The following is a 24,424-nucleotide window of genomic DNA, read 5'->3' as shown; positions in this document are numbered from 1 at the left end:
AATACTAGCGGCTTGACCTGCGTGCCCGTGGACAGGGCAGAATGGGCGTGTGAACTTGCTCGTGAAAAGCGTGACGCCCATCTGGCTGGTAGCGCTCGTGGGTGCCCTTTTGGTGGGCATACTGTCGCATCCGGGTCAGTATTTCGTGATGTTGCCTATTGTTCTGGGCGTCATCGTGATTCTCACGTTTGTGGTGCAGCTCGGGCTCGGCCGGCCCGAGGGGTTCGTCGACCGGGTGGCTGCGAGTGTGGCGGGGGCGGTGGTCATTCTGGCCGTAGCGACGCTGGTGCTACTCTGACGCTGACGGGGCTCCGACGCAGGCCTTCCGGCCACGCTGGTGCTGTTCGAGATCAAGTTCCCTCTAGAATTGGTGCATGTCATATGTGCCTCTTGAACTTTTCTATCTCGGGTTGCTGGGCCTTGCGGGTATCGGCATCGCGTTCACCTCGGTCGTCGTCATCTTGAGGCTCTTTCGCGGCCAGCGCTAAGCGCTTCTCATGATCGAGATTCCCACCGGCCTGCCGCCGGAGATCGTTCCCCTGTCGTTCTTGCTGGGCGTCTGGGAGGGTACGGGTGTCATCGATTACACGATCGGTGACGAGAAGGTCAACTACGAGTTCGGCCAGCGCATCAGCTTCAGCCAAGACGGCCTGCCGTACCTGAACTACAGCTCGTATGCCTGGCTGCTCGACGAGAAGCAGACGCCGCTCGTCACCGAGATGGGCTATTGGCGGCTCAGCCGCCCCGCGGTCGATGGCGACCCGGGCCCGGCAATGCTGCCCGGCGCCGACCCGCGGCCGTACGCCAGCACCGAGGCGGTCGAGACCCTGCGCAACGCTGATGAGGGCTTCGACATCGAAGTCTCCCTCCTGCACCCAGGCGGCGTCGACGAGCTGTACATCGGCCAGGTCAAGTCGGCTCGCATCGATTTGGCGACCGATGCCGTGATGCGGTCTCACTCGGCGAAGCAATATTCGGCAGCCACTCGCATTTATGGTCTAGTGCAGGGTCATCTTCTGTGGGCGTGGGACATCGCGGCCCTCGGCCAAGATCTGCGCACACACGCTTCGGCCCGTCTGGCCCGGGTCGACTGAGTGACTCGCGTCGATCGAATGACTTTTGTTGATCTGATGACTTTTGTTGATTCGATGACTTTCGTTGATTCGATGCCCGAGTCGACATAACAACTGACTGGATGCTCGCCATGACCGCTTCGCCGTTTCTCGCCCTTCCCGGCGCCGTCGAAGGCAGTGGCGACGCCGCCGGGGTGCCCGCTCACTACGGAAACCCCCTGCGAGAGCAGCGGCGCCTGCTCGGCGGGGCCATCGTCGACCTCTCCAACCGCGGAGTTCTCTCGGTGACCGGAGTCGACCGGCTGAGCTGGCTCGACTCGGTCACCAGCCAGAGTCTCAAGAACCTCACACCTGGTTCGTCGGCCGAAACGCTGCTGCTCGACCCGAGCGGACGCATCGAGCACGCCATTCGGGTGTTCGACGACGGCGTGACGGCGTGGCTGCTGATCGATTCTGCCGAGACGCTGCCTCTTTACACCTGGCTTGACCGCATGCGGTTCACGCTGCGGGTCGAGGTGGCCGACCGTACGGACGAGTTCGCCACGGTGGGGTGGGCGCCGGTTGCAGACTCCGCACTCGAAAGTGCGGGCGAGGGCGAGGCCGGAGCGGCTGCTGCTGTGGAGGCGTTCGTCTCCGCTCCGAACGGGCTTGCGGTGGTGTGGCGCGACCCGTGGAGTGCGGTCGTCACGGGTGGTCATCAGTACGCAGAGATCGACGAGCATCCGGGTGCCGACTACAGCTGGAGCGAGGTGCTGGTCGCCCGCGACGAACTGCCCGCGCTCGCGGCCGCTGCTTCGCGTGGCGAGATCGAAGTGGCCGGAACCCTGGCCGCCGAGGCGCTGCGCATCGCGGCGTGGCGGCCGCGGCTGGCGACGGAAGCTGACGAGCGGCTGATTCCGCACGAGGTCGACTGGATGCGTTCGGCCGTGCACCTCAACAAGGGCTGCTACCGCGGGCAAGAGACGGTGGCGAAGGTGCACAACCTCGGGCATCCGCCCCGCCGGCTCGTGCTGCTGCACCTCGACGGCTCAGATTCGGTGCTGCCGGCCCCTGGCGACGAGGTGCGGGTTCAGGATGCCCGGGCCGATGCCGAGGCGACGCCGGCCGCTGCCGGGTCAGGCTCCGCGGGCTCAGACTCCGCCGACTCAGACGCTGCGGGGTCAGGCGCCGTGGGGTCAGGCTCAGCGGGGCCGAACTCTGCGGGCCCGAACTCTGCGGGGCTGAACTCTGCAGGGCCGAACTCAGTCGGAACGATCACCGCCAGCGCCCAGCACTTCGAACTCGGGCCCATCGCCCTGGCCATCGTGAAGCGCAGCACTCCGGTTGACGCCGTGCTCGTCGTGGCGAGCGAGGGCATTCTGGTGCCGGCTGCGCAAGAGATCATCGTTCCGCCCGAGGCGGGGGCGGCCGTCGGGCGCATTCCGCGCCTGCCGCGCTTAAGCGCCCAGCGGCGCTGATCGGCGTGGCTGAGACGCGACCGTGATAGCCAAGGCGGGCTCGCGGTGGATGAGGGTCACCTCGCGCACCGGGTTTCGGCGGTCGGTAGGGTCTGCCCCGGCCATCCTGCAGCTCGTCATCGCCGTGGTCGCGGCGTACTCGGTGTCGCACTACGGACTCGCCCATGCGGCGCCCATCACGGCCGTGACGGTCACCCTGTCGAGCCTCGGTTTCGCTCGGGATGCCCGACCCATTCGGGTTCTCGAGACCGCTCTGGGCGTCACCCTGGGCATCACCCTCAGCGAGCTCATTCTGCTCGGCTTCGGGCAGGGGCTCTGGCAGCTCGGCTTGAGTCTCGTGGTGACGCTCTTCGTGGCGCGATTCATCTCGCCGCAGCCGGGATTCGCCATCGTGGCCGCCGTGCAATCGGCTCTCGTCGCCATGCTGCCGATTGCGCCGGGCGGGCCGTTCACGCGCACGATCGACGGGCTCGTAGGCGGGGCGATCGCGCTGATCGTGACCGCGCTGGTGCCGCGAGACGCGTCGAAGGTCGCACTGAAAGACGCCCGGCGGGTGCTGCGCACGTTTTCGCGCATCGTCGACGATCTGGTGATCGAGCTTCGCCGCGGCCCCGACAGCGACATCGGCCAGGTGCTCGACGAGGCACGATCGACGCAGCCTCTGATGGATCAGTGGCGCACGTCGCTCGACTCGGCCATCGGCATCGCCAGTATCTCGCCATGGCTGAGGCGCCGGCTGCCCGAACTGCATCGACAGCGGCGGCTGCTCACCGGCGTTGATCTCGCCGTGCGCGACCTTCGCGTCGTCACCCGGCGGCTCAGTGTGGTGATGCGCGACGGCGCACCGCGCCACGAGTTCGCCGACCTGCTCTCGGTTCTGGTCAGCGCCGTGAACCTGCTCGAGCAGAGCCTCGACGACGCGATGGTGCTGCCGCTCGTTCGGCAGAACCTCATTCTCGTGGCCGTGAAGCTCAACCCCGACGAGACCTTTCCCGACGGAACCCTGCAAGAAGACTCCGTTGTCATGGACTTGCGCCCCCTCGTCATGGACCTCCTCACCGCCACTGGCCTCACCTCGGCCCAGGCGCAGGCGGCGCTCCCCACCCTCTGATCGGCGAGCGGCCCGTTTGTCAGCTCGGGTAAGCGAACCCGAGGGGCTCAACCGCGGCCCAGGGCAGGGTGAGCTCGCCGAGCCGCCAGCGGGCGGGCGTGCCGAGCACCGGCCAGCCCGCTGCGGCGAGGGCGTGGATGCTCGCGACCCAGCGCTGCCGTGGCCCGTACACCGAGAGCGGAGCATTTCGCTGCCACGCGTCGTCGAGGTCGAGCAGCAGAGAGTGGATGCGCTCGCCCGCCACATTACGGTGAATCAACACTTTCGGCAGCCGTTCGGCCACGATCGACGGATGCTCGAGCCCCGCCAGCCGCAACGAAACGGTGAACGTCTGGGGCCCCGCTGCCGAGAGCGATACCCAACTCGCCACGCGGCCGATTTCGTCGCAGGTGCCCTCCACGAGCATCCCGCCGCCAGCGCCACCCCTGGGTTGCACACCCGCCGCGCCACCGACCGCCGTGCCACCGACCGCCGTGCCGCCGTCCGGCGCGCCGCCACCGACCGCCGTGCCGCGACCCGCGCCGCCGCCGATCGTGCCGCCGCCGCCCGCCGCGCCGCCGACCGGCGCGGCGGCCTGCAGGCGGCTCGCCATGCGCTGCCACGCCTCAACGACCTGACCCTCGTCGTACTGCCGCAGCACGTTGAACGCACGGATGACCGCCGCCCGCCGACCCCGCGGCAGCGGCACCTCGAACCCTCCCAGCGCAAAACTCACTCGCGCCTCAGCGGCGAACCCAGTGGAACCCGCGCGCACCAGCTCGAGCTGCTGCCGCGCCGTCGCCACCCGCTCGGGCGAGATCTCGAGCCCCACCACCGCCACATCAGAGCGCACCTTCGCCAGCCGCTGCTGCAACTCGAAGGTCGTCACCCCGCTGGCACCGTAGCCGAGATCCACCACGAGCGGGTCGTGCACGTGGCGCAGCAGGGGCTCTGCGGCGATGAAGCGGTCGACGCGGCGCAGGCGATTCGTGTTGGTGGTTCCCCGCGTGATGGCGCCGATAGGCATACCCAAAGCCTATGGCCAGGGGCGAGCGGCTGAGGGGTACGCGCGGCCTGAGCCGGGCATCCACTGCTCGCTAGACTGAGAGCATGACTGAGCCTTACACCTTGATACTGCTGCGCCACGGCAACAGCGACTGGAACCAGAAGAACCTTTTCACGGGCTGGGTCGATGTGGGGCTGAGCGAGCAGGGTGTCGCCGAGGGCAAGCGCGCCGGGCAGCTGCTGGCCGAGTCGGGGCTCACCCCCGACGTGCTCTACACATCGCGCCTGGTGCGCGCCATCGAGACCGCGAACTACGCGCTGGCAGGCGCCGGCCGCCTCTGGATCGACGTGAAGCGCTCGTGGCGCCTCAACGAACGCCACTACGGCGCACTGCAAGGCAAAGACAAGGCGCAGACGCTCGCCGAGTACGGCCCGGAGCAGTTTCAGATCTGGCGCCGGTCGTACGATGTTCCGCCGCCCCCCTTGGCCGACGACGACCAGTACTCGCAAGTGCACGACCCGCGCTACGCAGACCTCGGTGACGCCGTTCCGCGCACCGAGTGCCTGAAAGACGTGGTCGAGCGGATGCTCCCGTACTGGCACAGCGACATCACACCCGACCTGGCTGCCGGCAAGACCGTGCTGGTCACCGCCCACGGCAACTCGCTGCGTGCGCTCGTGAAGCACCTCGATGGCATCTCAGACGACGACATCGCCGAGCTCAACATTCCCACGGGCATCCCGCTGGTCTACAAGCTCGACGAGAACTTCGCACCCCTCGCGCCCGCCGCGTACCTCGACCCCGAGGCCGCCGCTGCCGGCGCCGCCGCCGTAGCCGCCCAGGGCAAAAAGTAAGCGGGCCCCGCCTTCCGAAGGCCCCGCACCCTCTCGGCTGCGGGGCTTTTTCGCGCTACCCGCCACCCCCGTCGCCTGCGTTGCGCAAAAGCACCCGCGCCCGCGCCTGTAGGTGCCTTTGCGCAACCCTCGCGCGCATCGGCTCGGCAGCTCGAGGTGCGGGGCAAGGTTTGTGTGCGTCAGCGGGTGGTTCCGGATGCCCGGGGTCAGCGCTGGCCGGCGCCCGTCCACTCGCCCGTGGCGAGGTACTTGACCTTCTTCGCGATGCTGACCGCGTGGTCGGCGAAGCGCTCGTGGTACCGCGACGCGAGGGTGACGTCGACCGTGTTGACGGATGTTCCCGCCCAGCTCTCGCTGAGTACGGTCTCGAAGACGCTGAGGTGCAGCTCGTCGATGCGGTCGTCGATGTCGCGCATCTCGTCGGCGAGGGTGAGGTCTTCGGTCTCGATGAGGCGCGCGAGCTTCTCGGCGACCTCTACGTCGAGGCGGCCCATCTCGTTGAATGTGCCGAGCAGCTTGTCTTGAGCCACCTTCTCGGGGTAGCGGTACCGCGCCAGCTGGGCGATGTGCTGGGCGATGTCGCCCATGCGCTCGAGCGACGCGCTCATGCGCAGAGCGCTCACCACGATGCGCAGGTCGCGCGCCACGGGCTGCTGCAGCGCCATGATGCTGATGGCGAGCTCGTCGAGGTCTGAGGCGAGCGCGTCGATCTTGGGGTCGTCGGCGATCACCTGTTCGGCCAGCGACACGTTCGACTCGTTGAAGGCGGCCGTGGCGTTGGTGATGGCGATCACAACGAGCTTGCTGATTTCGACCAGACGCTCTTGAACCTCGCGCAGCTCTTGCTGAAATACCTCGCGCATGTGTGGTGGATCCTCTCTGCGGTGCTTCGTGCTGATGTGGCGCGGTTGCACCGAACCGATGCCACAGTGCTTCGTTCGAACGAGCGAGTCACTGTCACGATCGAGTCACTGACGCGTATTCGTCGAGCGTGGCGCGCCGGGCATATGCCGCCATCTTGCCTATCCGAGGTTAACAGAAGGTGCCGAACGCTTGAACATCGAGCGGCGCGCCTGCCCACGGGCGGCAAAGAAGATCAGGCGACTGGCGCGAGTCATTAGTGTAGTCGCTATGGATTCAGGCTTGTTGGTGCTGCTCTCTGTGGCACTCGGCCTCGCCGTCGGCTCGGTTTTCGTGTTCATTCTGTTTGCCTCGGCACGCCGCTCAGAACGTGCCGCGATCATCGTCGACCCCTCTGTTCCCGATGGTGTCGACCAGGTGATCGATGCCATCGATTCTGCGGGCGTGGTGCTCGACGCCTCGAATAACGTCGTCAAGGTGTCGCCGGCCGCCTTGGCGTTCGGCCTGGTCTGGAACCAGGGTCTCGTGCATCCGGAGCTCGTCGACATGGTCGACTCGGTCAGGCGCACCGGCGAACCCGTGTCGCGAGACGTCAGCCTCGCCCGGGGCCCGTTCGGCGACGCCACCATTCACCTGCAGGTGCGGGTCGCCCGACTCGGCAGCCGTTACCTTTTGCTGCTCGCCGACGACCGCACCGAGGCGCACCGCCTCGAAGAGGTGCGGCGCGACTTCATCGCCAACATCAGCCACGAACTCAAAACCCCGATCGGCGCGATCTCGTTGCTCGCCGAGGCGCTCGAACCGGCCTCAGACGACCCCGTGCAGGTGCGCAAATTCGCCAAGCGCCTCGAAACCGAGGCTCAGCGCCTGGGCCGCATCACGCGCGAGATCATCGAGCTCTCACGCCTGCAGGCCTCTGACGTGCTCACCAGCGCAGAACTCGTCGACGTCGACACAGTCGTGGCCAACGCCATCGACCAGAATCATGTGCAAGTGGATGCTCGCATGGTGACCATTGTGTCTGGGGGCGAAAAAGGCGCCCAGGTCTTCGGCGACGAGGGCCTGCTCGTGCTGGCTCTGCACAACCTCATTGCGAACGCCGTGCAGTATTCGGGGGAGGGCACCCGCATCGGCGTCGGAGTACGAGTCACTGAGGGTATCGTCGAGATCGCCGTCACCGACCAGGGTGTCGGTATACCCGAAGAAGATCTCGGGCGGGTGTTCGAGCGCTTCTTTCGCGTCGATCAGGCCCGTTCGCGTAACACCGGCGGCACGGGGCTCGGCCTCAGCATCGTCAAACACGTCATCGAAAACCACGGCGGAGATATTCGCGTCTGGTCGCAGCCGTTGCACGGCTCGACCTTCACCATCCGGTTGCCTGCGGCGTCTCACGCCGCAACGGCCTCACTAGGAGAACAACAGTGATACACATTCTGCTGGTCGAAGACGAAGCGTCTTTGAGCGAGCCACTGGCCTACCTGCTCGGGCGGGAAGGCTACGAGGTCACGCTCGCGCCCGACGGGCCGAGCGCGCTAGTCGAATTCGATCGCGGGGGAGTCGACCTGATTCTGCTCGACCTGATGATTCCGGGTATTCCGGGTACCGAGGTGTGCCGGCAGATCCGTACGCGCTCGCAGGTGCCCATCATCATGCTCACCGCCAAAGACTCCGAGGTCGACGTGGTGGTGGGACTCGAGCTGGGCGCCGACGACTACGTCACGAAGCCGTACTCGTCACGCGAGCTGCTGGCGCGCATCCGTGCCGTCATGCGTCGTCGCACCGAAGCGGATGATCTGGGTGAACCCGTGCTCGAGGCCGGCCCCGTGCGCATGGATGTCGAGCGCCACACGGTAGCGGTCGGCGGCGTCGACACCCCCATGCCGCTGAAGGAGTTCGAGCTGCTCGAACTGTTGCTGCGCAACGCCGGGCGCGTTTTGACTCGAGGTCAGTTGATCGACCGGGTCTGGGGCTCAGACTACTTCGGCGACACGAAGACGCTGGATGTTCACATCAAGCGCATCCGCTCGAAAATCGAGAAGGCGCCCAGCGACCCCGTGCTGCTCGTCACCGTACGAGGCCTCGGTTACCGCTTCGAGGCCTGAGCGCGGCCTGGCACGTCGGCCTGCGGCGTTGTCGGCGTCAGTCGCACTAGCAGTGCGACCCTCCGCCTCCGCCTTGCATTCCGTCGCGCCAGACCACGCTCAGCGGGTGAGTGGCTAGCGGCGGTTACGGGTTGATGGCGGCGTCGGCCGGGGCTAGGCCCTTGTACTGCGGCCAGTCGCTGGTGAGCACGGGAACCAGGAGCTTCGTGCCGGTCTGGTCGCCGTACTGGAAGAAGACGGGGAACAGGGTGCCGGCCTTCGCGTCGATTCCGGTCAAGATGATCTTCTTGTCGGGAACGCCGCCGATCTGCAGCGTGGCGCCCGCGTCGACGTAGGCTGACTCGGTGACGCTCGCGCCCGCCGAATTGACGTACTGAATCGTGACGAGGTTGCCCGTGATGTCGGTGTTCACGAGGGTGGCCAAGAGGCTCGCCGTCTTGCCGTCATCGCTGATCAGCGTGACGTTGCGCATGGCGAGGTTCGGGGCGACGTTACCGTTGACGCCGTTGGCCGACTCGACGATGGTGGTCGTCGCCTGAGGCGTGATGAACGCGCATCCTGTAGCAGACGCACCGATCGCCAGAGCCACCAGAATGGATGCCGCGTACCGTGACCGTGTTCTCACAAAACCCTCCAGAAGTGGCTGCCGCCGGTCAAGTTACACGGGCGGTAAAACGCTACGAGTTTAGCCTATCGGGTGGGCGGGGCCGAGACGGTTAGGCGAACCTTACTACAAGTCGCCTGTGGTAAACTTGACAGTCTAGAAGGGACATCACTACATGCTTTTTGAGGTTGGCGAGACAGTCGTATACCCGCACCACGGCGCGGCGACGATTTCTGAGGTGAAGACCCGCATCATCAAGGGTGAGGAGAAAATCTACCTCAAACTGCGTGTAACGCAGGGCGACCTCACCATCGAAGTACCCGCAGACAACGTCGACTTGGTCGGTGTTCGAGACGTCATCGGTAAAGAGGGACTCGACAAGGTGTTCGAGGTGCTGCGCGCTCCGTTCACCGAAGAGCCCACGAACTGGTCTCGTCGGTACAAGGCGAACCTCGAGAAGCTCGCCTCTGGCGATGTCATCAAGGTGAGCGAGGTCGTTCGCGACCTCTGGCGTCGTGACCAAGACCGCGGCCTCTCGGCCGGAGAGAAGCGCATGCTCGCGAAGGCGCGGCAGATCTTAATCTCTGAGCTGGCTCTCGCCGAGAAGACCGACGAAGAGAAGGCCTCGCTGGTTCTCGACGAAGTTCTGGCTTCTTAGTCGCGTAGCGACGAAGCCCTGCAACGTAGCTACCGCTGACCGACTCCTCCATTCGAAGCCGCGCCGATCACGTGACCGTCTCTGTTGCCGTCATCGTGGTCGCCGCCGGCAGCGGTACCCGTCTCGGGTACTCGTTGCCCAAGGCGCTGGTGAGTCTGGCGCAACGACCGATTCTGTCGCGCTCGCTCGACCCCGTGTTCGCGCTCGAGCGCGAGGTGCAGCTCGTGGTGGTGGTTCCGCGCCAGCATTCGGCACTCGCTGAGCAGATCGTTCGCGATACGGCGGGCCGGGCATCCACGTCGTGCAGCATTGTGGTGGGTGGGGTAAGCCGGCAGGAGTCGGTGGCCGCCGGGCTTGCCGCGCTCGAGCCTTCGATCGAGGTTGTGCTCGTGCACGACGCGGCCCGGGCGCTCACGCCGGTGGCTCAGTTCGAGGCGATCATCGCTGCGGTCACCGAAACGGGTCTGGCCGCGATTCCGGGCCTGCCGGTGAGCGACACCATCAAGCGCACCGACGGATTCGGCCGGGTGGTGGCGACGGTCGACCGGTCTGAGCTGTCGGCGGTGCAGACACCGCAGGGCTTTCCCCGCGCGCAGCTCGAGGCCGCCTACGCCGCTGCGTCGGGAGACTTCACCGACGACGCGGCGCTCATTCAGACCGCAGGGCACGACGTGACCATCATTTCGGGCGACCCGTTGGCGTTCAAAATCACCACCCCGTGGGACTTACGGCGTGCCGAGCAGCTGCTCGCCGACGCGGCCCCCCTGGCGCTGCCGCGCACCGGCCTGGGGGTGGATGCTCACGCCTTCGTGACACCAGCTGCAGGGGCCGACACGGCGGCCGCACCGGCCACGGTCGACTCTGCGTCTGGCGGCGCGAGACCCGCGGCCGCTCCTGCAGCGGTCGACTCGCCGGATGTCGCGCCAGGCACCACGAAAGAGCTCTGGCTCGCAGGCCTGTGCTGGCCCGGCGAACCGGCGCTCGTCGGGCACAGCGACGGCGATGCGGTAGCACATGCCATCTGCGACGCACTGCTCTCGGCCGCAGGGCTCGGTGACATCGGCAGCACATTCGGTACCTCCGATCCGCGGTTCGCGGGTGCCCACGGTGACGTGTTTCTGGCCGAGACCGCGCGGCTCGTCGCTGCCGCCGGGTACCGTATCGGCAACGTGTCGGTGCAGCTGGTGGCTGCCCGGCCCCGGTTCGCCGCCAGACGGGCTGAGGCCGAAGAGGTGCTCTCGGGCATCCTCACCGCCCCCGTCAGCATCTCAGCCACCACCACCGACGGCCTCGGTTTCACCGGTCGCACCGAGGGTGTGGTCGCCATCGCCAGCGCCCTGGTCTACCCCCGCTGACCCACCGCGCGTCACAGACGGCACGGGCCTTCTAAACTAGGGCGGTGACTCTACGCCTCTACGACTCTCAGCAGCGCGCCCTGGTCGACTTCGTTCCTCTGGTCGAAGGCAAGGTCGGCGTATACGTCTGCGGGCCCACAGTGCAGTCGTCGCCGCACATCGGGCACCTGCGCTCGGCACTCGCCTACGACCAGCTGCGCCGCTGGTTCAGCTACAGCGGGTACGACGTCACCTATGTGCGCAACGTCACCGACATCGACGACAAGATTCTGATCAACGCAGAAAGCTCAGGCGAAGAGTGGTGGCGCCTGGCCTACCGCGTCGAACTCGAATTCACTGCCGCCTACAACGCCATCGGTGTCATGCCACCGAGCTACGAGCCGCGCGCGACAGCGTCTATACCCGAGATGATCGAGATCATCGGCAGGCTCGTGGATGCCGGGCACGCCTACGCGGCCGCAGACGGCTCTGGCGACGTGTACTTCGACACCCTCTCGTGGCCGAAGTACGGCGAACTGACCCACCAGAAGCTCGACGACATGGCTCCCGCGGCCGACTCCGACCCTCGTGGAAAGCACGACGTGCGCGACTTCGCCCTCTGGAAGGGGCACAAAGCGGGCGAGCCACTCACCGCGGCCTGGCAGAGCCCGTGGGGCGCAGGCCGCCCGGGCTGGCACATCGAATGCTCGGCCATGTCGACGAAGTACCTCGGCACCCAGTTCGACATTCACGGCGGCGGCCTCGACCTGCGGTTTCCACACCACGAGAACGAGCTCGCCCAGTCGCACGCCGCGGGCGACCCGTTCGCCAATTATTGGCTGCACAACGGCCTCGTGTCGGTGTCGGGCCAGAAGATGAGCAAGTCGCTCGGCAACTCGGTGTTCGCCGCCGAACTGCTCGCCAGTGCTCGGCCGCTCGTGATTCGGTACTTTCTCGGCGCGAACCACTATCGCTCGACGCTCGAGTACCACGACGGCGCGCTCGCCGAGGCCGAAGCGGCTCTCGGGCGCATCGAAGGCTTTCTCGAACGAGCCGTCAGACGCCTCGATGGCACGCGATTCGCCTCAGAGACGGTAGAATTGGTTCCCGACGAGTTTCGCGAGGCCATGAACGACGACCTCAGCGTTCCTCAGGCGCTCGGTGTGCTGCACGAAACGGTGCGCGCTGGCAATGCTGCGCTCGACTCTGAAGACTTCGCCGAAGCGGCCAGGCTTCTCGGGCAGGTGTACGCCATGACCAGTGTTCTGGGCATCAATCCGCTCGATTCGCACTGGTCTGCTGGTGAGAACTCGTCGATGGCCAGCGCGCTGGGCAGCCTCGTCGAACGGTTGCTCGAAGACCGCGAGACCGCACGTAAAGCACGAGATTTCGCCACCGCTGACCGCATTCGCGATGAGTTGGCTCAGGTCGGCATCACAATAGAAGACACCCCCTCGGGTGCACATTGGAGTTTTGATGGCTAGTTCAGGCAAGAAGCCCGGTCGCCCCGGCGCCGTTCGCCGCACCAGCAAGGGCCCCGCTGTGGGCTCAGGTGGCCAAGGCCGCCAGGCGCTCGAGGGCAAGAAGCCCACGCCGAAGGCCGAAGACCGGCCCTACCACCCCGCGGGCAAGGCAAAGGCGGCCAAAGAGCGTTACGCCGCCGCCGGCGGCAAGGGCAAGCCGGGCGCTGCTCCGGTGCAGCGTCAGCGCATTGCGGGTGAGGGTCGCGCCGGTGCCGGGCGCCCCGGTGGGCGCGGAACGGGCCCACAAGATCCTTCGCGCCAGCAGCGCCGCCCCGCAGCGAAGGGCGAAGAGAGCGAAGTGGTGACCGGCCGCAATTCGGTGGTCGAAGCCCTGCGCGCCAAGATTCCGGCGACCGCGCTCTACATCGGAACGCGCGTCGAATACGACGAGCGCGTTAAAGAGATTCTGTCGCTGGCGACCAACCGGGGCATCCCGATTCTCGAAGTGATGAAGCCCGAGCTCGACCGGCTCGCCGGGTTCGACGCTGTGCACCAGGGCGTGGCGCTCAAGGTGCCGCCGTACGAATACGCGCACCCCGTCGACCTGTACGACGAGATTCTCAGCCGTCGCGAGGTGCCGCTCTTGGTGGCGCTCGACGGCATCACCGACCCGCGTAACCTCGGGGCGATTATCCGCTCGACCGCAGCGTTCGGTGGCCAGGGCGTCATCGTTCCGGCCAGGCGCTCGGTGGGGCTCACGGCTTCGGCGTGGAAGACCTCGGCCGGCGCCGCCGCGCGTACGCCCGTCGCCATGGCGCCGAACCTCACGCAGAGCCTCAAGGCACTGAAACAGAAGGGCGCGTTCGTCATCGGGCTCGACGGCGGGGGAGACGTTCAACTGCCAGAGCTCGACCTGGCGCGCGGGCCCGTGGTGATCGTGGTCGGCAGCGAAGGCAAGGGCCTTTCGCGGCTCGTCACCGAGACTTGCGACGCCATCGTCTCGATTCCCATCAGCGCCGCGACCGAGTCGCTCAACGCGGGCATCGCGGCGAGCGTCACGCTCTACGAGATCTCGCGCCTGCGCGCCCTCTCCACCAAAAAGAACTAGCGCGCCCGCGAGCCGTCGGGGTTGCGCACATGCACCTCGACTTCGCCGCGAGTCCGTCGGGGTTGCGCAAAATGCACCTCGACTTCGCCGCGAGGGTGCTTTTGCGCAACCGAGACGCGCCGTTTTCCCGTTGAACGGGCGCGTTTTGCGGTTCGTGATGTGCTCGACGGTGCGAGTTAGCGCTCGAGGGTTGCGTCGAGGGTGATGTCGACACCGGTGAGGGCCTTCGAGACGGGGCAGTTCGCCTTCGCATCGAGCGCGGCAGCCTGGAAGGCGGCGTCATCGATGCCCGTGACCTCGCCAGAGACGGTGAGGTGGATGCCCGAAAGCCTGAAGCCACCGGCGGGATCGGGGGCCAGCGTCACATCAGCCTTTACATCTAGTGCCTCTACCGTGCCACCCGCGGCACCCAGTACGGCCGAGAACTGCATGGCGTAGCACGCGGAGTGAGCGGCAGCGAGTAACTCTTCGGGGCTCGTGAATCCGTTCGCCTCTTCGGCAGCACGCTTCGGAAATGAGACGTCGAACGTGGCGAGCTTCGAGCTCGTGAGCTCGACTTGGCCTTCACCGGTCTCTAGGCTGCCGTTCCATGCGGTGCGGGCGGTACGTGTGGGCATCGTGTTCTCTTTTCGTTGTGTTGCGCTTTATCGGTTGAAACTGGAGCAGGCAAAACTCGCAGAACTCAGGACACAGACCTCGCGAGACAGAATTCAGGGGGCCGAGCGAAGCCCCGAAGCAAACGCCACCACCTGGTCGCGAAGCGATTGGATGCCGGCGACATCGAGCCCGCTGGCCGAGCAGACGAGCTCGGCAAATCGTGCCGTCTTAGTGCGCAGCGCGTCGCCGGCGGCGGTGAGCGAAACCAGCACCGAACGCTCGTCGTCGACGCTTCGAGCACGCGTGATCAGCATGGCTGACTCGAGCCGTTTCAGCAGCGGCGAGAGAGTACCCGAGTCGAGCTGGAGCCGCTCGCCGAGCTGCGACACGGTGACGGGCTGCGACTCCCAGAGCACGAGCATCACGAGATACTGCGGATAGGTGAGCCCGAGGGGCTCGAGCAGGGTCTTGTAACGCGCCGTCATCGCACGCGAGGCGTTGTAGAGCGCGAAGCAGATCTGCTCGTCGAGCAGTGGGGCTGCGGATGTTTCGGTGTTCACATCAGCGACACTAACACAGTTGTGCACAATTCAGTTGTACACCGTTGAAATCAGACCGTGAGGCGCCAGTCGTCGTCGGCGACCGCGCCGGCCTGCACCGGGATGGGCAGCGTGATGGTGCCGGTGGGCGGGCCTACGACGGTGGCCTCGTCACGACGGTGCCGCAGAATGTCGTTGACGTACGAGCTGAGCGCCTCAGAGAGCGGCACGTCGCGGTTCTGCTGCTGACTCATGAACCAACGGTGTTCGAGCAGCTGGTGAAACACCTCGGCCGGCTCGAGTTTGCCCTTCAGATCTTTCGGAATCGCCCGCATCACCGGTTCGAACACCTTCGCGAGCCACTCGTGGGCAAGCATCTCTTCGTCGTAGTCTTTGCGGCCGAAGCGCAGCGTGTACGAGTCGAGATCGTTGAGCAGGCGCCTGGCCTGGTTCTCGCCGGTGTCGAGGCCGGTGAGGCGAAGCAGGCGTCTCTGGTGGTGCCCCGCATCTACAACCTTGGGCTGGATGCGCACGGTCGTTCCGCCGGCGTCGGTTTTGATGGCGAGTTCTTCGATGTCGAAGCCGAGGTCGTTGAGGCGGTCGACGCGCTCGTTGATGCGCCAGCGCTCAGATGACGAGAACGATTCAGAGCCGGTAAGCTCTTTCCAGAGCGAGCGGTAGGCGGCCACGATGCCGTCGCTGATGCGAATGGGGTCGAGTTCGTCGGCGACGCGGCCGCCGGCCTCGAGATCCATCAGCTCGCCGGCGATGTTCACGCGCGCGATCTCGAGGTCGTTCTCGCGCTGGCCGTTCGACAGGCCGCCGGAGTAGAGCTGGCCGGTTTCGGCGTCGACCAGGTAGGCGGCGAATGACCCGGCGTCGCGGCGAAAGAGCGTGTTCGAGAGCGAGACGTCGCCCCAGAAGAAGCCGATGATGTGCAGGCGCACCAGAAGAACGGCCAGAGCATCCACCAGCCTCGTCGCCGTGTCGGGCCGTAAGGTCTGTGAGAAGAGGGCGCGGTAGGGCAGCGAGAACTTCAGGTGGCGCGTGACGAGCACCGAGTTCAGAGAATCGTCGTCGGCATCAGTTCGGTTCGTGATCACGGCGAGCGGGTCGACGCACGGTATCTCGAGGCCTTGCAGCGTTCGCAGCATGGCGTACTCACGCTTGGCCATTTCATCGGTGGTTTCTTTGATGGCGATGACGTGGCCGCTGAGGTGCGCGAACCTCACCAGGTGCCGCGAGATGCCCTTCGGCAACGACGCGATGTTCTCGGTGGGCCACTCGTCGAGCGGCAGCTGCCAGGGCAGGTCGAGCAGGGCAGGGTCGACCGTTGCCGATGTGATATTCAGTGAGCCGCTCATGGATGCTCCTTACCTGTGCACCGGGAACGACACTCGCCCGGCGAAAAAACGTCAGGCCTGCCGAACTCGACTGCGGGGGGCAGCGAGGCCGGCAGGCCCGACGAAATGGTTTGTTAGGCGGTGACGACCGGCTTGTTGCCGATGCGCTGACCAGACTCGTTGTCGAACAGGTGCAAGTGGCCGGGCTTGGCGGTGAGGTAGACCTTCTCGCCGGCGTTCGGGTGCACGCGGCCGTCGACCCGGGTGACCAGGTCGGTGCGCTTGCCGTTGATCTCGGAGTGACCGTAGAGGTACCCATCGGCGCCCAGCTCTTCGATCAGGTCGATGTCGACCGGCAGGCCCTCGCCGAACGCCGAGGCGACGACGATGTCTTCGGGGCGAACGCCGATGGTGACGGTCTTGGCGTTGACCGAAGCGAGCAGGTCGCGCTCGACCGGAATGACCGAGGTGCCGAACTGAACTCCGCCGTCGACCACGTCGGCCACGATGAGGTTCATCGCGGGGCTGCCGATGAAGCCTGCAACGAAAATGTTCTCGGGCTTCTCGTACAGGTCGCGCGGGGTGCCGACCTGCTGCAGCAGACCGTCTTTCAGCACGGCGATGCGGTCGCCCATGGTGAGCGCCTCGGTCTGGTCGTGGGTGACGTAGACCGTGGTGACGCCCAGGCGGCGAACCAGCGAGGCGATCTGAGTACGGGTCTGCACGCGCAGCTTCGCGTCGAGGTTCGACAGCGGCTCATCCATCAAGAACACCTGGGGCTGGCGAACGATGGCGCGGCCCATGGCAACGCGCTGACGCTGACCACCCGAGAGCGCCTTCGGCTTGCGGCCGAGGTAGGGCTCGAGGTCGAGCAGCTTCGCGGCTTCGAGCACGCGGCTGGCGCGCTCGTCTTTGTTGACGCCAGCGATCTTGAGCGCGAAGCCCATGTTCTCGGCCACCGTCATGTGCGGGTAGAGCGCGTAGTTCTGAAAGACCATCGCGATGTCGCGGTCTTTCGGCGGAACATCGGTGACGTCGCGGTCGCCGATGAGAATGCGGCCTGCGTTGACCTCTTCGAGGCCCGCGAGCATGCGCAGTGAGGTTGACTTTCCACAACCCGAGGGGCCGACGAGAACGAGAAACTCGCCGTCTGCGGTCTCGAGGTTGAGCTGATCGACGGCCGGCCGAGTCGAGCCCGGGTAAAGCCGTGTGGCGTGATCAAACGTGACAGATGCCATGGTTCTACTACTCCTTCACCGGCAGGTACGTGCCGGACGATCCGTTGTGATGGAAGATGGGCCAGCATCGATGGTGACCCGTCTACCAGTATGGCACGGGTGCCCCATATGGGTGTGACAGGGGGCTAGCAGGGCAGCGGGCATCCAGCAGCGGGTCAGCTGCCGTCTGGTGCATTCCCAGTCAGATTCATTACTATCGATGGATGCCCGCCGCTTTTCTCGCGGCCAGGGCCCCTCTTCTCTCACCCGAGCACCGGAGCACTACGAATGACCAACGGCCAACCTGACGACTCTCGCCAGAGCAAGAATCAGCGACGCGAGGCGGCCCGCGAGAAGGCGAAGGCGCTGCGCGAGGCTCAGCACAAGAAAGACGTTCGCAACCGCGCGATTCTCTTCAGCGGCATCGGTGTGGTCGTCATCGCGATTGTCGTGTGCGTCGTTCTGATCGTGGCGAGTTCGGTGAAGACCGCAGGCCCCGGCCCTTTGAACATGGCCAGCGACGGCATCAAGATCGGCACCGGCAACATCGCGGTGACCACTCCGGCGCTCGCTGCCGGTCAGCAGCCCACCCCCAGTGCAGCCAACCCCGAAGGCGTGCTCGACATTCGGGTGTACATCGACTACATGTGCCCCTACTGCGGCCAGTTCGAGACCACGAACCTGACCCAGATCGACAAATGGGTGAATCAGGGCGCTGCTACCTATGAAGTGCATCCGCTCTCCCTGCTCGACCGTTCGTCGCAGGGAACAAAGTACTCGACCCGGGCGGCAAACGCTGCCGCGTGCGTGGCCAACTACTCTCCGAACAACTTCTTCGACTTCAACTCGTTGCTCTATGCTAATCAGCCGCAAGAGAACTCCAGCGGGCTGACCGACGCACAGTTGCAGGGTTACGCGACGCAGGCGGGGGTGAGTTCTGGCGACCAGATCAACAGCTGCATAACGAACCAATACTTCAAGGGCTGGGTCGCCGACTCCACCACCCGGGCCACCACAGAGCCGCTACCGGGCTCGACGGTGTCGAAGGTGACCGGCACGCCCACCGTTCTCGTCAACGGGCAGCAGTACCAGGGCTCGCTCACTGACGCCAACGCCTTCGCGAACTTCGTGCTTCAGGTCTCCGGTCAAGACTCCACCGCAACTCCGACGCCCACCCCGACCCCGTAGCCCGACGCTCAGGAGACGCCGAGCACTGTTCAGTTAGAGGCGACCGGCTGATTCGTCGGAGGCCGATACGCCAGAATTCGAGCCACCAGGGTGTCGCGCGCTGCGAAAGTGATGTATTTCGAACCGTTGTTCAGCAGCAGCGTTACCGCCGGTGCGAGTCGAGTGCCGGTTGGATCAATGTCGAACGTCACGGCAGGTACCTCGCGCGTGCCGACGGCCGCTGGCACGTTTTCGGCTCGGATCGCGGTTATGCGATCCCAGCTGACGAGCCCAGCGTCAACAAGCTTCTTCGGCGAGCTTCTCCACACCTCGACGCCGGCCGATGACACGCAGACAACGACGCCCCAGCCGCGAGGCGACGCCCCTCGTGAGACGTCGTCGATCACGATCGCGGGCAACAACAGCGGCGTCCAGCTGGCACGGAAAACGAAGTCGAGCGGATTCGCGTCTGCCACTTTCTGCGCTTGTCTCTCGCCGCTGCGCAGCACGAATCGTACCCGCAAGACAGTGAAAATGATCAGCGGAACCATGATGGTCACAAACGTGCCGAACACGATGAAGAACTGATTGCTCGATCGGAGGCCGGCGATGCCCGACACGACGACGATGGCGAAGGCGACGAAGCTTAGCGCCCGCCACGCCAGGCGATGGCGCACGAGCCTCTTCGTGTTGGTCACTTCGCACCCATCCCCATGTCGTTGAGGCTAGTCAACCAGATCTAGAGGCGTCATACCGGGCGACGTGTTCGTCTGAACTCGTTGGGTGCGCCATAGTTTGGCTATGGCTTTTGATTCGACGGGCGTTTCGGGCGATGCCGATTCTGCGGGGCAGGCGGCGTGCGATGCGCGAACGGATGCTCGCATTTTGGCCGATATCGCCTACCGGTATCCCGAGCTTCGTGGTGTTATTCTCGCCAATCCCGCGACGTACCCGGGGCTCCGCGACTGGATTCTGGCGCGACCACAGCCCGTCGTGGCTGGGGCTGCTCCGGTGATCGGGGAGGCGAACGCCTTGACGCCCGGTGAAGACCCATCGGGCCCTGCACCACAACCGCCGACTCGAAAGAATCAAGGAGCGTCTCCGCTCGTCGCTCTGGCGATCGCCGCCGGCATTCTGGTGGTGGGGGCGCTCATCGTCACCGCAACTGTGGTCGCCGACGGCGTGGAGCATGCGGCGAAAAGTGTGGGCGCATCGCAGACCTCGCCGAGTGCGAGCGGCAACGGTGGTACACCGCAGGCCGCGCCGTACGCACCGTCGCCGGGCGAGGCCGTTTTTGGGGCTGCTGCGGTGGATGATGCGTTCTTCACCGCTCAGCAGGCAGCCGGTTTCGGGCGCGCGGGTCAGGCAACGAGCATCCACTCGACCGCAGGCGAAGCCTCAGCAGTGCTAGCGCAGCTCTGGGCCACTCGCGCCGCACAACCCGCCGACACGACGTGTCGGTTCGCGTCGTCGACGATGCCGGTCTTCGGAGACGAGAAACCGGGCGGTGCCGGTGAAGCTGTGTCCAGCGTGAACGGTGTTGCCGCCTTGGCGACATCATCGGCGGTGAACCAGTCGGCGCGAGTGTTCTCGAACGCCGCGGAGGCCGGTGCGTACATATCGCGGCTGCAGAAGGCGGCATCGAGCTGCACGACGATCGACGTCGGTGATCTTCAGGGTTCGGTGTTATCGGACAACGCGGGCACGATCACTCCGCATGCGGCGTGGATCATCGATGGGGTGTTCGACGGCACGCCGGGCAAGCTCTACGTCGTCGACATGCGCCACGACAATATGGTGCTGCGAACCGAGGTGTTCGTGGCCGCAACAGACGACGCAGCTGTCTCACCCGCCGTCATCGACGGCATTCAGAACAAAGCGGAGCAGAATCTCATCGACACTAAGCCGTGACGTGGGCGCGAGCGTCGGGCTACGGATGCTCGGTGCACGGGCTAGTAGCACACGGGGTAGGGAGCGTGAACGTCGGCGTACGTCGTGAAGCGCCCGTCGAGAACATCGCCGGGCTGGAGATCGAGAAATCCGTTGCAGCGGCTGATGTGAAGGTCGGTTGTGTCTACTCTGAAACGGTCGGCGATAGCTAGTGCTGAGTCTCCGGTGGTGATGGTGTAGTGCAGGGCTCCGTTGGCGTCGGTGGTCACGGATCCCTCGGCGCCCGTCTTCGCCTCGTCGACCGATGTGTGCAGTACGTCGAGTATGTAGACCGGTTCAGGCATCACCGGTATGTTTTCGCCAGGCGCAACGGCGTCGATCGCCTCGACCGACCGCTACGGCCCTCAAGCGGTCGGTGGATGCCTTCATGGGCCAATTATGCAGGATGGGCCGAAAACGCGAAATCGCTCGGGCGGTTAGATTTCGGGGTCGTACATGAACTCGCGAAGCTCCTGCACGGTGTGGCAGCCGACCGTCATTCGCCGAGTCCAGTCAAGGGCTTCTTCGCGAGTGGCGACCTCGATGATGGTCATTCCGCCGTTGAGTTCACGGCTCTGCGGATAGGTCTGCTCGCTCAGCGTGCCGTCGGCGGCCACGTGCACTGCGGCGACGCTTTCGTCGATGCCGCCGCCGAATCGGTAGACACCGGCAGCCTTCATTTCGGCGATTACGGCGTGGCTGTCACGGCTCGCTTCGGCGAGCTCCGACTCGTCGACAGTCATGGCCGAACTGGGGAAGGAAATCAGGTAGAACGACATGTGGAGGGCATCCTTTCGCGTGAGGTCTTCGCTTAGCTCGCTGAGCCGCCGACATCGAGGCTCAGGTCGGATCAGTCGCTCAAGGCTCCCACACGGCGCAGGTCGGCCGTTCGGAGCGACGCGATAGTGGGAAGGCCGTTGACGCCCATGAGCAGGTCTGCCTCGGCGAGAATCGAGCGGAGAACGTGGATGACCCCCGCGGTTCCACCGACAGCGACCCCGTAAACGTACGGGCGGCCGATGCCGACCGCGGTTGCCCCCATGGCCAAAGCGATGACAACATCGCTTCCGGAACGCACGCCGGAGTCGAACAATACGGGCACGCACCCCGCCACGGCCGCGACCACGTCTGGCAGCATGTCGAGAGCGGGCAGACCCCCGTTGGCCTGCCGGCCGCCGTGATTCGAGACGTAGATGCCGTCGATGCCGACATCGATGGCACGTCGCGCGTCGTCGGCTGCGCAAATGCCTTTGAGGATGATCGGAAGTGTCGTCAGCGACCGCAGCCACGGCAAATCCGCCCAAGTCAGTGGGTTGCCGAAGACGCTAGCCCACTGCTCAACGATCGCCCTCGGGTCATTTCGCGATGACTCGGGCAGAGCGGCTCGGAATACCGGGTCTGTCACGTAGTTCGCCAGCGCCGCGCCTCTCAGCTGCGGAAAGTTTGCGGTGGTCAGGTCGCGCGGCCGCCACCCGGTCATCCACGTGTCAAGGGTGACCACGATCGCCTTGTACCCTGCCGCCTCGGCGCGAGAAACCAGGCTGGCGGCGAGGTCTCGGTCTTTCGGTGTGTACAACTGAAAGAGCCCTGGCGTTTCGCCGAGTGCATCGCCCACCGCCTCCAGCGGGTCTTCTGACAGTGTTGAGGCGATCATCGTCACGCCGGTGGCAGCGGATGCTCGAGCCGCAGCCAGGTCGCCGTGACCGTCTTGAGCGGCGATACCCACAACCCCCACGGGCGCCAGAAAGATCGGGGAGGGCAACTGTATGCCGAACAGATCGACAGAGAGGTCGCGCTCGGTGGCGCCCACGAGCATCCGCGGCACGATGCCCCACCGGGCGAACGCCTCGACGTTGGCTCGCTGGGTACGCTCGTCGCCCGCGCCGCCGGCGACGTACGACCAGACCGACGTCGGCAGAGCTGCTTCAGCGGTGAGTTCTAATGCCGCGAACGCCACGGGATACGGTGGCACGCTTCCGCGCAAGCCACCGAAGTAGATCTCGTTCTGATAGTCACCGAAGGCCATGACTGCTCCTTTGCATCTCGGCGTGTTTCGTTGCTCGCTCATCGAGCCGTCGCACGCTCCCATGCTGGCACGACAGCCGCGGCGTCAGTCTGCCCCACGCTCGCTCGTATATCCTTTCTCGGTGCCTGTGCTCGTTTGCCTCGCACCGAAAATCGAATGGGAGCGGGATGACCGACAAGCAGATCTTCGAGGCGGATGGCCGTGAGATCGCCTTCGCCGTTGAAGGGGCCGGCCCCGCCGTCGCACTCGTGATCGACAGCGGCGCTGAGCTCGAGAGTCTTGCGACGCTCTCGCATTTGGTCTCGGCGGCAGACTTTCGTGTCGTGCGCTTGCAGACCGGCACGGCCGCAGACGTCTTTGCCGTTCTCGATCACCTCGACATCGCCGATGCCTGGATCGGCGGCCACGGCACCGGGGGAGTCGTGGCGCGCGCGGCAGCACTCGAAACGCACGAACGCGTGAATGGCGTGTTGCTGCTCGGCGTGGAAGCAGGTGCTCCAGAGCTGTCGGGCGGCATTCCGGTGCTTGTCGTGCAGGCGAGCGACGACGAGACCACGCCGTCGGCCAACGGGGATGCCCTGAGAGATTCAGCTCCAGGCGTCGTGAGTGTGGTCACCATTCCCGGCGGGGGCCATCGCTTCCCCGAGACGCGTGCCGGCGAAACGGCCTGGGCGATCGAAGACTACCTCGACTGGGACTAGCTCTCGTTCGGCCGCCGTGGTCGGCGCACGCCGAGCACAATGAGAACGATGCCGACCACCGCAACAACGACTCCGATGTACAACCACATGCGTTCACCCGTCATGGAGCTGCCCGGAATGACGTTTGCGCCTTGCCCGGCGAATACGGCGCCCACGATCAGAGCGATCACGCCGACGACCACCATCACGATTCGACCACCACGACTATTCATGTTCACAACCTACCCTCGGTCTTTCGCGTGTTGGTCATCGCGGCTAGCGAATGCTAGCGAGTGCTAGCGAGTGCGGCGAGCGTAGAGGTCGCGCAGTAGCGCGATTTCGGCTCCGTGGTGCAGAATCTCTTGGTTTTCCCACCACACGATTGTCGAAAACGTCTCCTCCGAGTCGCTGCCATAGGGGTAGCTGCTGAGCCCGGTTCGGTCGTAGTCAGCCTCGTCGATGCTGAGCAGCGCCTGGCGCCAGTCGGCGGCGGCCTCGCGAAACCTCTCGATAGCACCGGCCGCATCTGGTCGCGATTCGTATGTCGTGCGGTCGAACATCCGGTCGCCTCCGAAGTGGCTCGCCCGGCCCAACAGCGTCTCGGTGAGGTGGTCGAGTCGCCACGCGATGGTGGTGAAGGGCGGCGGCCACGGGCTTTCGGGTGAGCCGTCGCGGCCCCACTCGCCCGCGCCGATGAGCTTCGTTGCACCGGGCCCGGGGCCATCGGCGCGCCTGCGCACCGACCAGCAGCCGTCGACCGGCTCCCAGAGGTATTCGGCGTCAGTCAGCACCGGCACTTCGACATCGCGCCCGTCGCCCGAGTTGCTGGTGGGCCCGGCGAGGCGAGTGAGCAGCCGCTCGGTCGCCCAGTCGTACTGCTCGAGCAGCGGTTCGAGGCGCTGATTGCTCATCATGGCGTCGAGCTTACGCGCCCGGCGCAGCCGCCCGGCGACGGCGAGTATGGCGAGCGGGTCCACCGGCCCCCGGCAAATCTCGCGTGTCAGGGCGGTTCGCGCGCAGCCTCCGTTGGGGTGAATCTTGCACTGCAGCAAGACCTCTCGGCGCCGATACGAAGGGCGACGAGTCGGTACGAGACGTAGACGGCCCCGAGGAGAAACACCGAGGCAGGCATGACCAATTCCGGGCCGAGCCTCGACATGAATCGGGCCACGGTCAGGGTGTAGCCAGTTCGAGCACTAACAACACCCAGCGACCACAAAACCGCAGCGACCTCGAGGCCCGCCCCGCTGGCCACCGTAGTGCCACGAGGGCGCGCGAAGCTCACTTCATCCATGACTTCTCTCGCCCGTCTCTGG

27 protein-coding genes are annotated in these 24,424 nt (G+C 65.5%); 14 read left to right on the top strand and 13 right to left on the bottom strand.

Annotation, left to right across the window (positions count from 1 at the left end):
* Positions 1-49: 49 nt before the first annotated feature.
* The 4 genes from IEX24_RS05425 (at position 50) to IEX24_RS05410 (ending at position 3,641) form a co-directional block, all read left to right on the top strand.
* On the top strand, positions 50-298 hold the full coding sequence (locus IEX24_RS05425) for a hypothetical protein (RefSeq protein ID WP_188674996.1): 249 nt from the start codon (positions 50-52) through the stop codon (positions 296-298).
* A gap of 199 nt (positions 299-497) precedes the next feature.
* Positions 498-1,094, top strand: coding sequence for a heme-binding beta-barrel domain-containing protein (locus IEX24_RS05420; RefSeq protein WP_188674993.1), 597 nt, complete (start codon positions 498-500; stop codon positions 1,092-1,094).
* 110 nt (positions 1,095-1,204) lie between these two features.
* Positions 1,205-2,530, top strand: coding sequence for a CAF17-like 4Fe-4S cluster assembly/insertion protein YgfZ (ygfZ, locus tag IEX24_RS05415; RefSeq protein WP_229715113.1), 1,326 nt, complete (start codon positions 1,205-1,207; stop codon positions 2,528-2,530).
* A gap of 49 nt (positions 2,531-2,579) precedes the next feature.
* The gene (locus IEX24_RS05410) at positions 2,580-3,641 is read left to right on the top strand and encodes an FUSC family protein (RefSeq protein WP_188674991.1); all 1,062 of its coding nucleotides are present in this window, start codon (positions 2,580-2,582) and stop codon (positions 3,639-3,641) included.
* 19 nt (positions 3,642-3,660) lie between these two features.
* On the opposite strand, the gene IEX24_RS19490 is transcribed toward IEX24_RS05410, so the two are convergent.
* Entirely contained in the window at positions 3,661-4,647 is a 987-nt protein-coding gene (locus tag IEX24_RS19490; RefSeq protein ID WP_229715112.1) for a class I SAM-dependent methyltransferase, read from the bottom strand.
* 83 nt (positions 4,648-4,730) lie between these two features.
* Between IEX24_RS19490 and IEX24_RS05400 the strand changes: the two genes are divergently transcribed.
* Positions 4,731-5,480 carry a phosphoglyceromutase gene (locus tag IEX24_RS05400; RefSeq protein ID WP_188674988.1) on the top strand — a complete coding sequence of 250 codons (750 nt, stop codon included), beginning with the start codon at positions 4,731-4,733 and terminating at the stop codon, positions 5,478-5,480.
* A 206-nt stretch (positions 5,481-5,686) separates the two neighbouring features.
* On the opposite strand, the gene phoU is transcribed toward IEX24_RS05400, so the two are convergent.
* Positions 5,687-6,343, bottom strand: a complete 657-nt coding sequence (gene phoU / locus IEX24_RS05395; RefSeq protein WP_188674986.1) for a phosphate signaling complex protein PhoU — start codon at positions 6,341-6,343, stop codon at positions 5,687-5,689.
* 268 nt (positions 6,344-6,611) lie between these two features.
* Between phoU and IEX24_RS05390 the strand changes: the two genes are divergently transcribed.
* Together IEX24_RS05390 and IEX24_RS05385 are read left to right on the top strand one after the other, a co-directional pair.
* On the top strand, positions 6,612-7,766 hold the full coding sequence (locus IEX24_RS05390) for a sensor histidine kinase (RefSeq protein WP_188674983.1): 1,155 nt from the start codon (positions 6,612-6,614) through the stop codon (positions 7,764-7,766).
* Positions 7,763-8,443 (top strand): response regulator, encoded by a 681-nt coding sequence (locus IEX24_RS05385; protein WP_188674980.1) that lies wholly within the window; start codon positions 7,763-7,765, stop codon positions 8,441-8,443. Before IEX24_RS05390 ends, IEX24_RS05385 begins: the two co-directional genes overlap by 4 nt.
* Before the next feature lie 124 nt (positions 8,444-8,567).
* On the opposite strand, the gene IEX24_RS05380 is transcribed toward IEX24_RS05385, so the two are convergent.
* Positions 8,568-9,068, bottom strand: coding sequence for a hypothetical protein (locus IEX24_RS05380; protein WP_188674977.1), 501 nt, complete (start codon positions 9,066-9,068; stop codon positions 8,568-8,570).
* Positions 9,069-9,222: 154 nt separating this feature from the next.
* Between IEX24_RS05380 and IEX24_RS05375 the strand changes: the two genes are divergently transcribed.
* The 4 genes from IEX24_RS05375 (at position 9,223) to rlmB (ending at position 13,610) form a co-directional block, all read left to right on the top strand.
* A complete protein-coding gene (locus IEX24_RS05375; RefSeq protein WP_188674974.1) occupies positions 9,223-9,705 on the top strand; it encodes a CarD family transcriptional regulator in 483 nt (160 codons plus the stop codon).
* 71 nt (positions 9,706-9,776) lie between these two features.
* Entirely contained in the window at positions 9,777-11,060 is a 1,284-nt protein-coding gene (ispD, locus tag IEX24_RS05370) for a 2-C-methyl-D-erythritol 4-phosphate cytidylyltransferase (RefSeq protein ID WP_188674971.1), read from the top strand.
* A gap of 44 nt (positions 11,061-11,104) precedes the next feature.
* Positions 11,105-12,523 (top strand): cysteine--tRNA ligase, encoded by a 1,419-nt coding sequence (gene cysS, locus IEX24_RS05365; protein ID WP_188674968.1) that lies wholly within the window; start codon positions 11,105-11,107, stop codon positions 12,521-12,523.
* Positions 12,516-13,610 (top strand): 23S rRNA (guanosine(2251)-2'-O)-methyltransferase RlmB, encoded by a 1,095-nt coding sequence (rlmB, locus tag IEX24_RS05360; protein ID WP_188674965.1) that lies wholly within the window; start codon positions 12,516-12,518, stop codon positions 13,608-13,610. Before cysS ends, rlmB begins: the two co-directional genes overlap by 8 nt.
* Positions 13,611-13,786: 176 nt before the next feature.
* On the opposite strand, the gene IEX24_RS05355 is transcribed toward rlmB, so the two are convergent.
* The 4 genes from IEX24_RS05355 to IEX24_RS05340 all read right to left on the bottom strand — a co-directional run bounded on the left by IEX24_RS05355 (position 13,787) and on the right by IEX24_RS05340 (position 17,327).
* The gene (locus IEX24_RS05355) at positions 13,787-14,227 is read right to left on the bottom strand and encodes an OsmC family peroxiredoxin (protein ID WP_188674963.1); all 441 of its coding nucleotides are present in this window, start codon (positions 14,225-14,227) and stop codon (positions 13,787-13,789) included.
* Between the two features lie 93 nt (positions 14,228-14,320).
* Entirely contained in the window at positions 14,321-14,767 is a 447-nt protein-coding gene (locus IEX24_RS19485; protein ID WP_307821268.1) for a MarR family winged helix-turn-helix transcriptional regulator, read from the bottom strand.
* Between the two features lie 50 nt (positions 14,768-14,817).
* Positions 14,818-16,110, bottom strand: coding sequence for a DUF4032 domain-containing protein (locus IEX24_RS05345; protein WP_188674960.1), 1,293 nt, complete (start codon positions 16,108-16,110; stop codon positions 14,818-14,820).
* Between the two features lie 113 nt (positions 16,111-16,223).
* Entirely contained in the window at positions 16,224-17,327 is a 1,104-nt protein-coding gene (locus tag IEX24_RS05340) for an ABC transporter ATP-binding protein (protein ID WP_188674957.1), read from the bottom strand.
* Positions 17,328-17,594: 267 nt separating this feature from the next.
* On the opposite strand from IEX24_RS05340, the gene IEX24_RS05335 reads away from it, so the two are divergent.
* Positions 17,595-18,494: a DsbA family protein gene (locus IEX24_RS05335; RefSeq protein ID WP_188674954.1), complete on the top strand. Its 900-nt coding sequence runs from the start codon at positions 17,595-17,597 to the stop codon at positions 18,492-18,494.
* 29 nt (positions 18,495-18,523) lie between these two features.
* Here the strand turns inward: IEX24_RS05335 and IEX24_RS05330 are convergent, their stop codons facing one another.
* Entirely contained in the window at positions 18,524-19,171 is a 648-nt protein-coding gene (locus IEX24_RS05330) for a hypothetical protein (RefSeq protein WP_188674951.1), read from the bottom strand.
* A 103-nt stretch (positions 19,172-19,274) separates the two neighbouring features.
* On the opposite strand from IEX24_RS05330, the gene IEX24_RS05325 reads away from it, so the two are divergent.
* A complete protein-coding gene (locus IEX24_RS05325) occupies positions 19,275-20,384 on the top strand; it encodes a variant leucine-rich repeat-containing protein (protein WP_188674948.1) in 1,110 nt (369 codons plus the stop codon).
* Positions 20,385-20,425: 41 nt separating this feature from the next.
* On the opposite strand, the gene IEX24_RS05320 is transcribed toward IEX24_RS05325, so the two are convergent.
* From IEX24_RS05320 to IEX24_RS05310, 3 genes are all read right to left on the bottom strand, one after another.
* Positions 20,426-20,707, bottom strand: a complete 282-nt coding sequence (locus tag IEX24_RS05320; protein WP_188674945.1) for a LysM peptidoglycan-binding domain-containing protein — start codon at positions 20,705-20,707, stop codon at positions 20,426-20,428.
* A 132-nt stretch (positions 20,708-20,839) separates the two neighbouring features.
* On the bottom strand, positions 20,840-21,181 hold the full coding sequence (locus IEX24_RS05315; protein WP_188674942.1) for a YciI family protein: 342 nt from the start codon (positions 21,179-21,181) through the stop codon (positions 20,840-20,842).
* Positions 21,182-21,252: 71 nt separating this feature from the next.
* A complete protein-coding gene (locus IEX24_RS05310; protein ID WP_188674938.1) occupies positions 21,253-22,428 on the bottom strand; it encodes an alpha-hydroxy-acid oxidizing protein in 1,176 nt (391 codons plus the stop codon).
* A gap of 167 nt (positions 22,429-22,595) precedes the next feature.
* On the opposite strand from IEX24_RS05310, the gene IEX24_RS05305 reads away from it, so the two are divergent.
* On the top strand, positions 22,596-23,129 hold the full coding sequence (locus tag IEX24_RS05305) for an alpha/beta fold hydrolase (RefSeq protein ID WP_188674924.1): 534 nt from the start codon (positions 22,596-22,598) through the stop codon (positions 23,127-23,129).
* Here the strand turns inward: IEX24_RS05305 and IEX24_RS05300 are convergent.
* Both IEX24_RS05300 and IEX24_RS05295 read right to left on the bottom strand, forming a co-directional pair.
* The gene (locus IEX24_RS05300) at positions 23,126-23,341 is read right to left on the bottom strand and encodes a hypothetical protein (protein ID WP_203585886.1); all 216 of its coding nucleotides are present in this window, start codon (positions 23,339-23,341) and stop codon (positions 23,126-23,128) included. The two genes, IEX24_RS05305 and IEX24_RS05300, sit on opposite strands and share 4 nt — an antisense overlap.
* A 63-nt stretch (positions 23,342-23,404) precedes the next feature.
* Positions 23,405-24,085 carry a DinB family protein gene (locus IEX24_RS05295; protein ID WP_229715111.1) on the bottom strand — a complete coding sequence of 227 codons (681 nt, stop codon included), beginning with the start codon at positions 24,083-24,085 and terminating at the stop codon, positions 23,405-23,407.
* Positions 24,086-24,424 lie beyond the last annotated feature (339 nt).

The organism is Subtercola lobariae (assembly GCF_014640255.1).
Classification (GTDB): Bacteria; Actinomycetota; Actinomycetes; order Actinomycetales; family Microbacteriaceae; genus Subtercola; species Subtercola lobariae.
The sequence above is the reverse complement of the archived record's forward strand: the minus strand, read 5'-3'. Positions and strand labels throughout refer to the sequence as shown.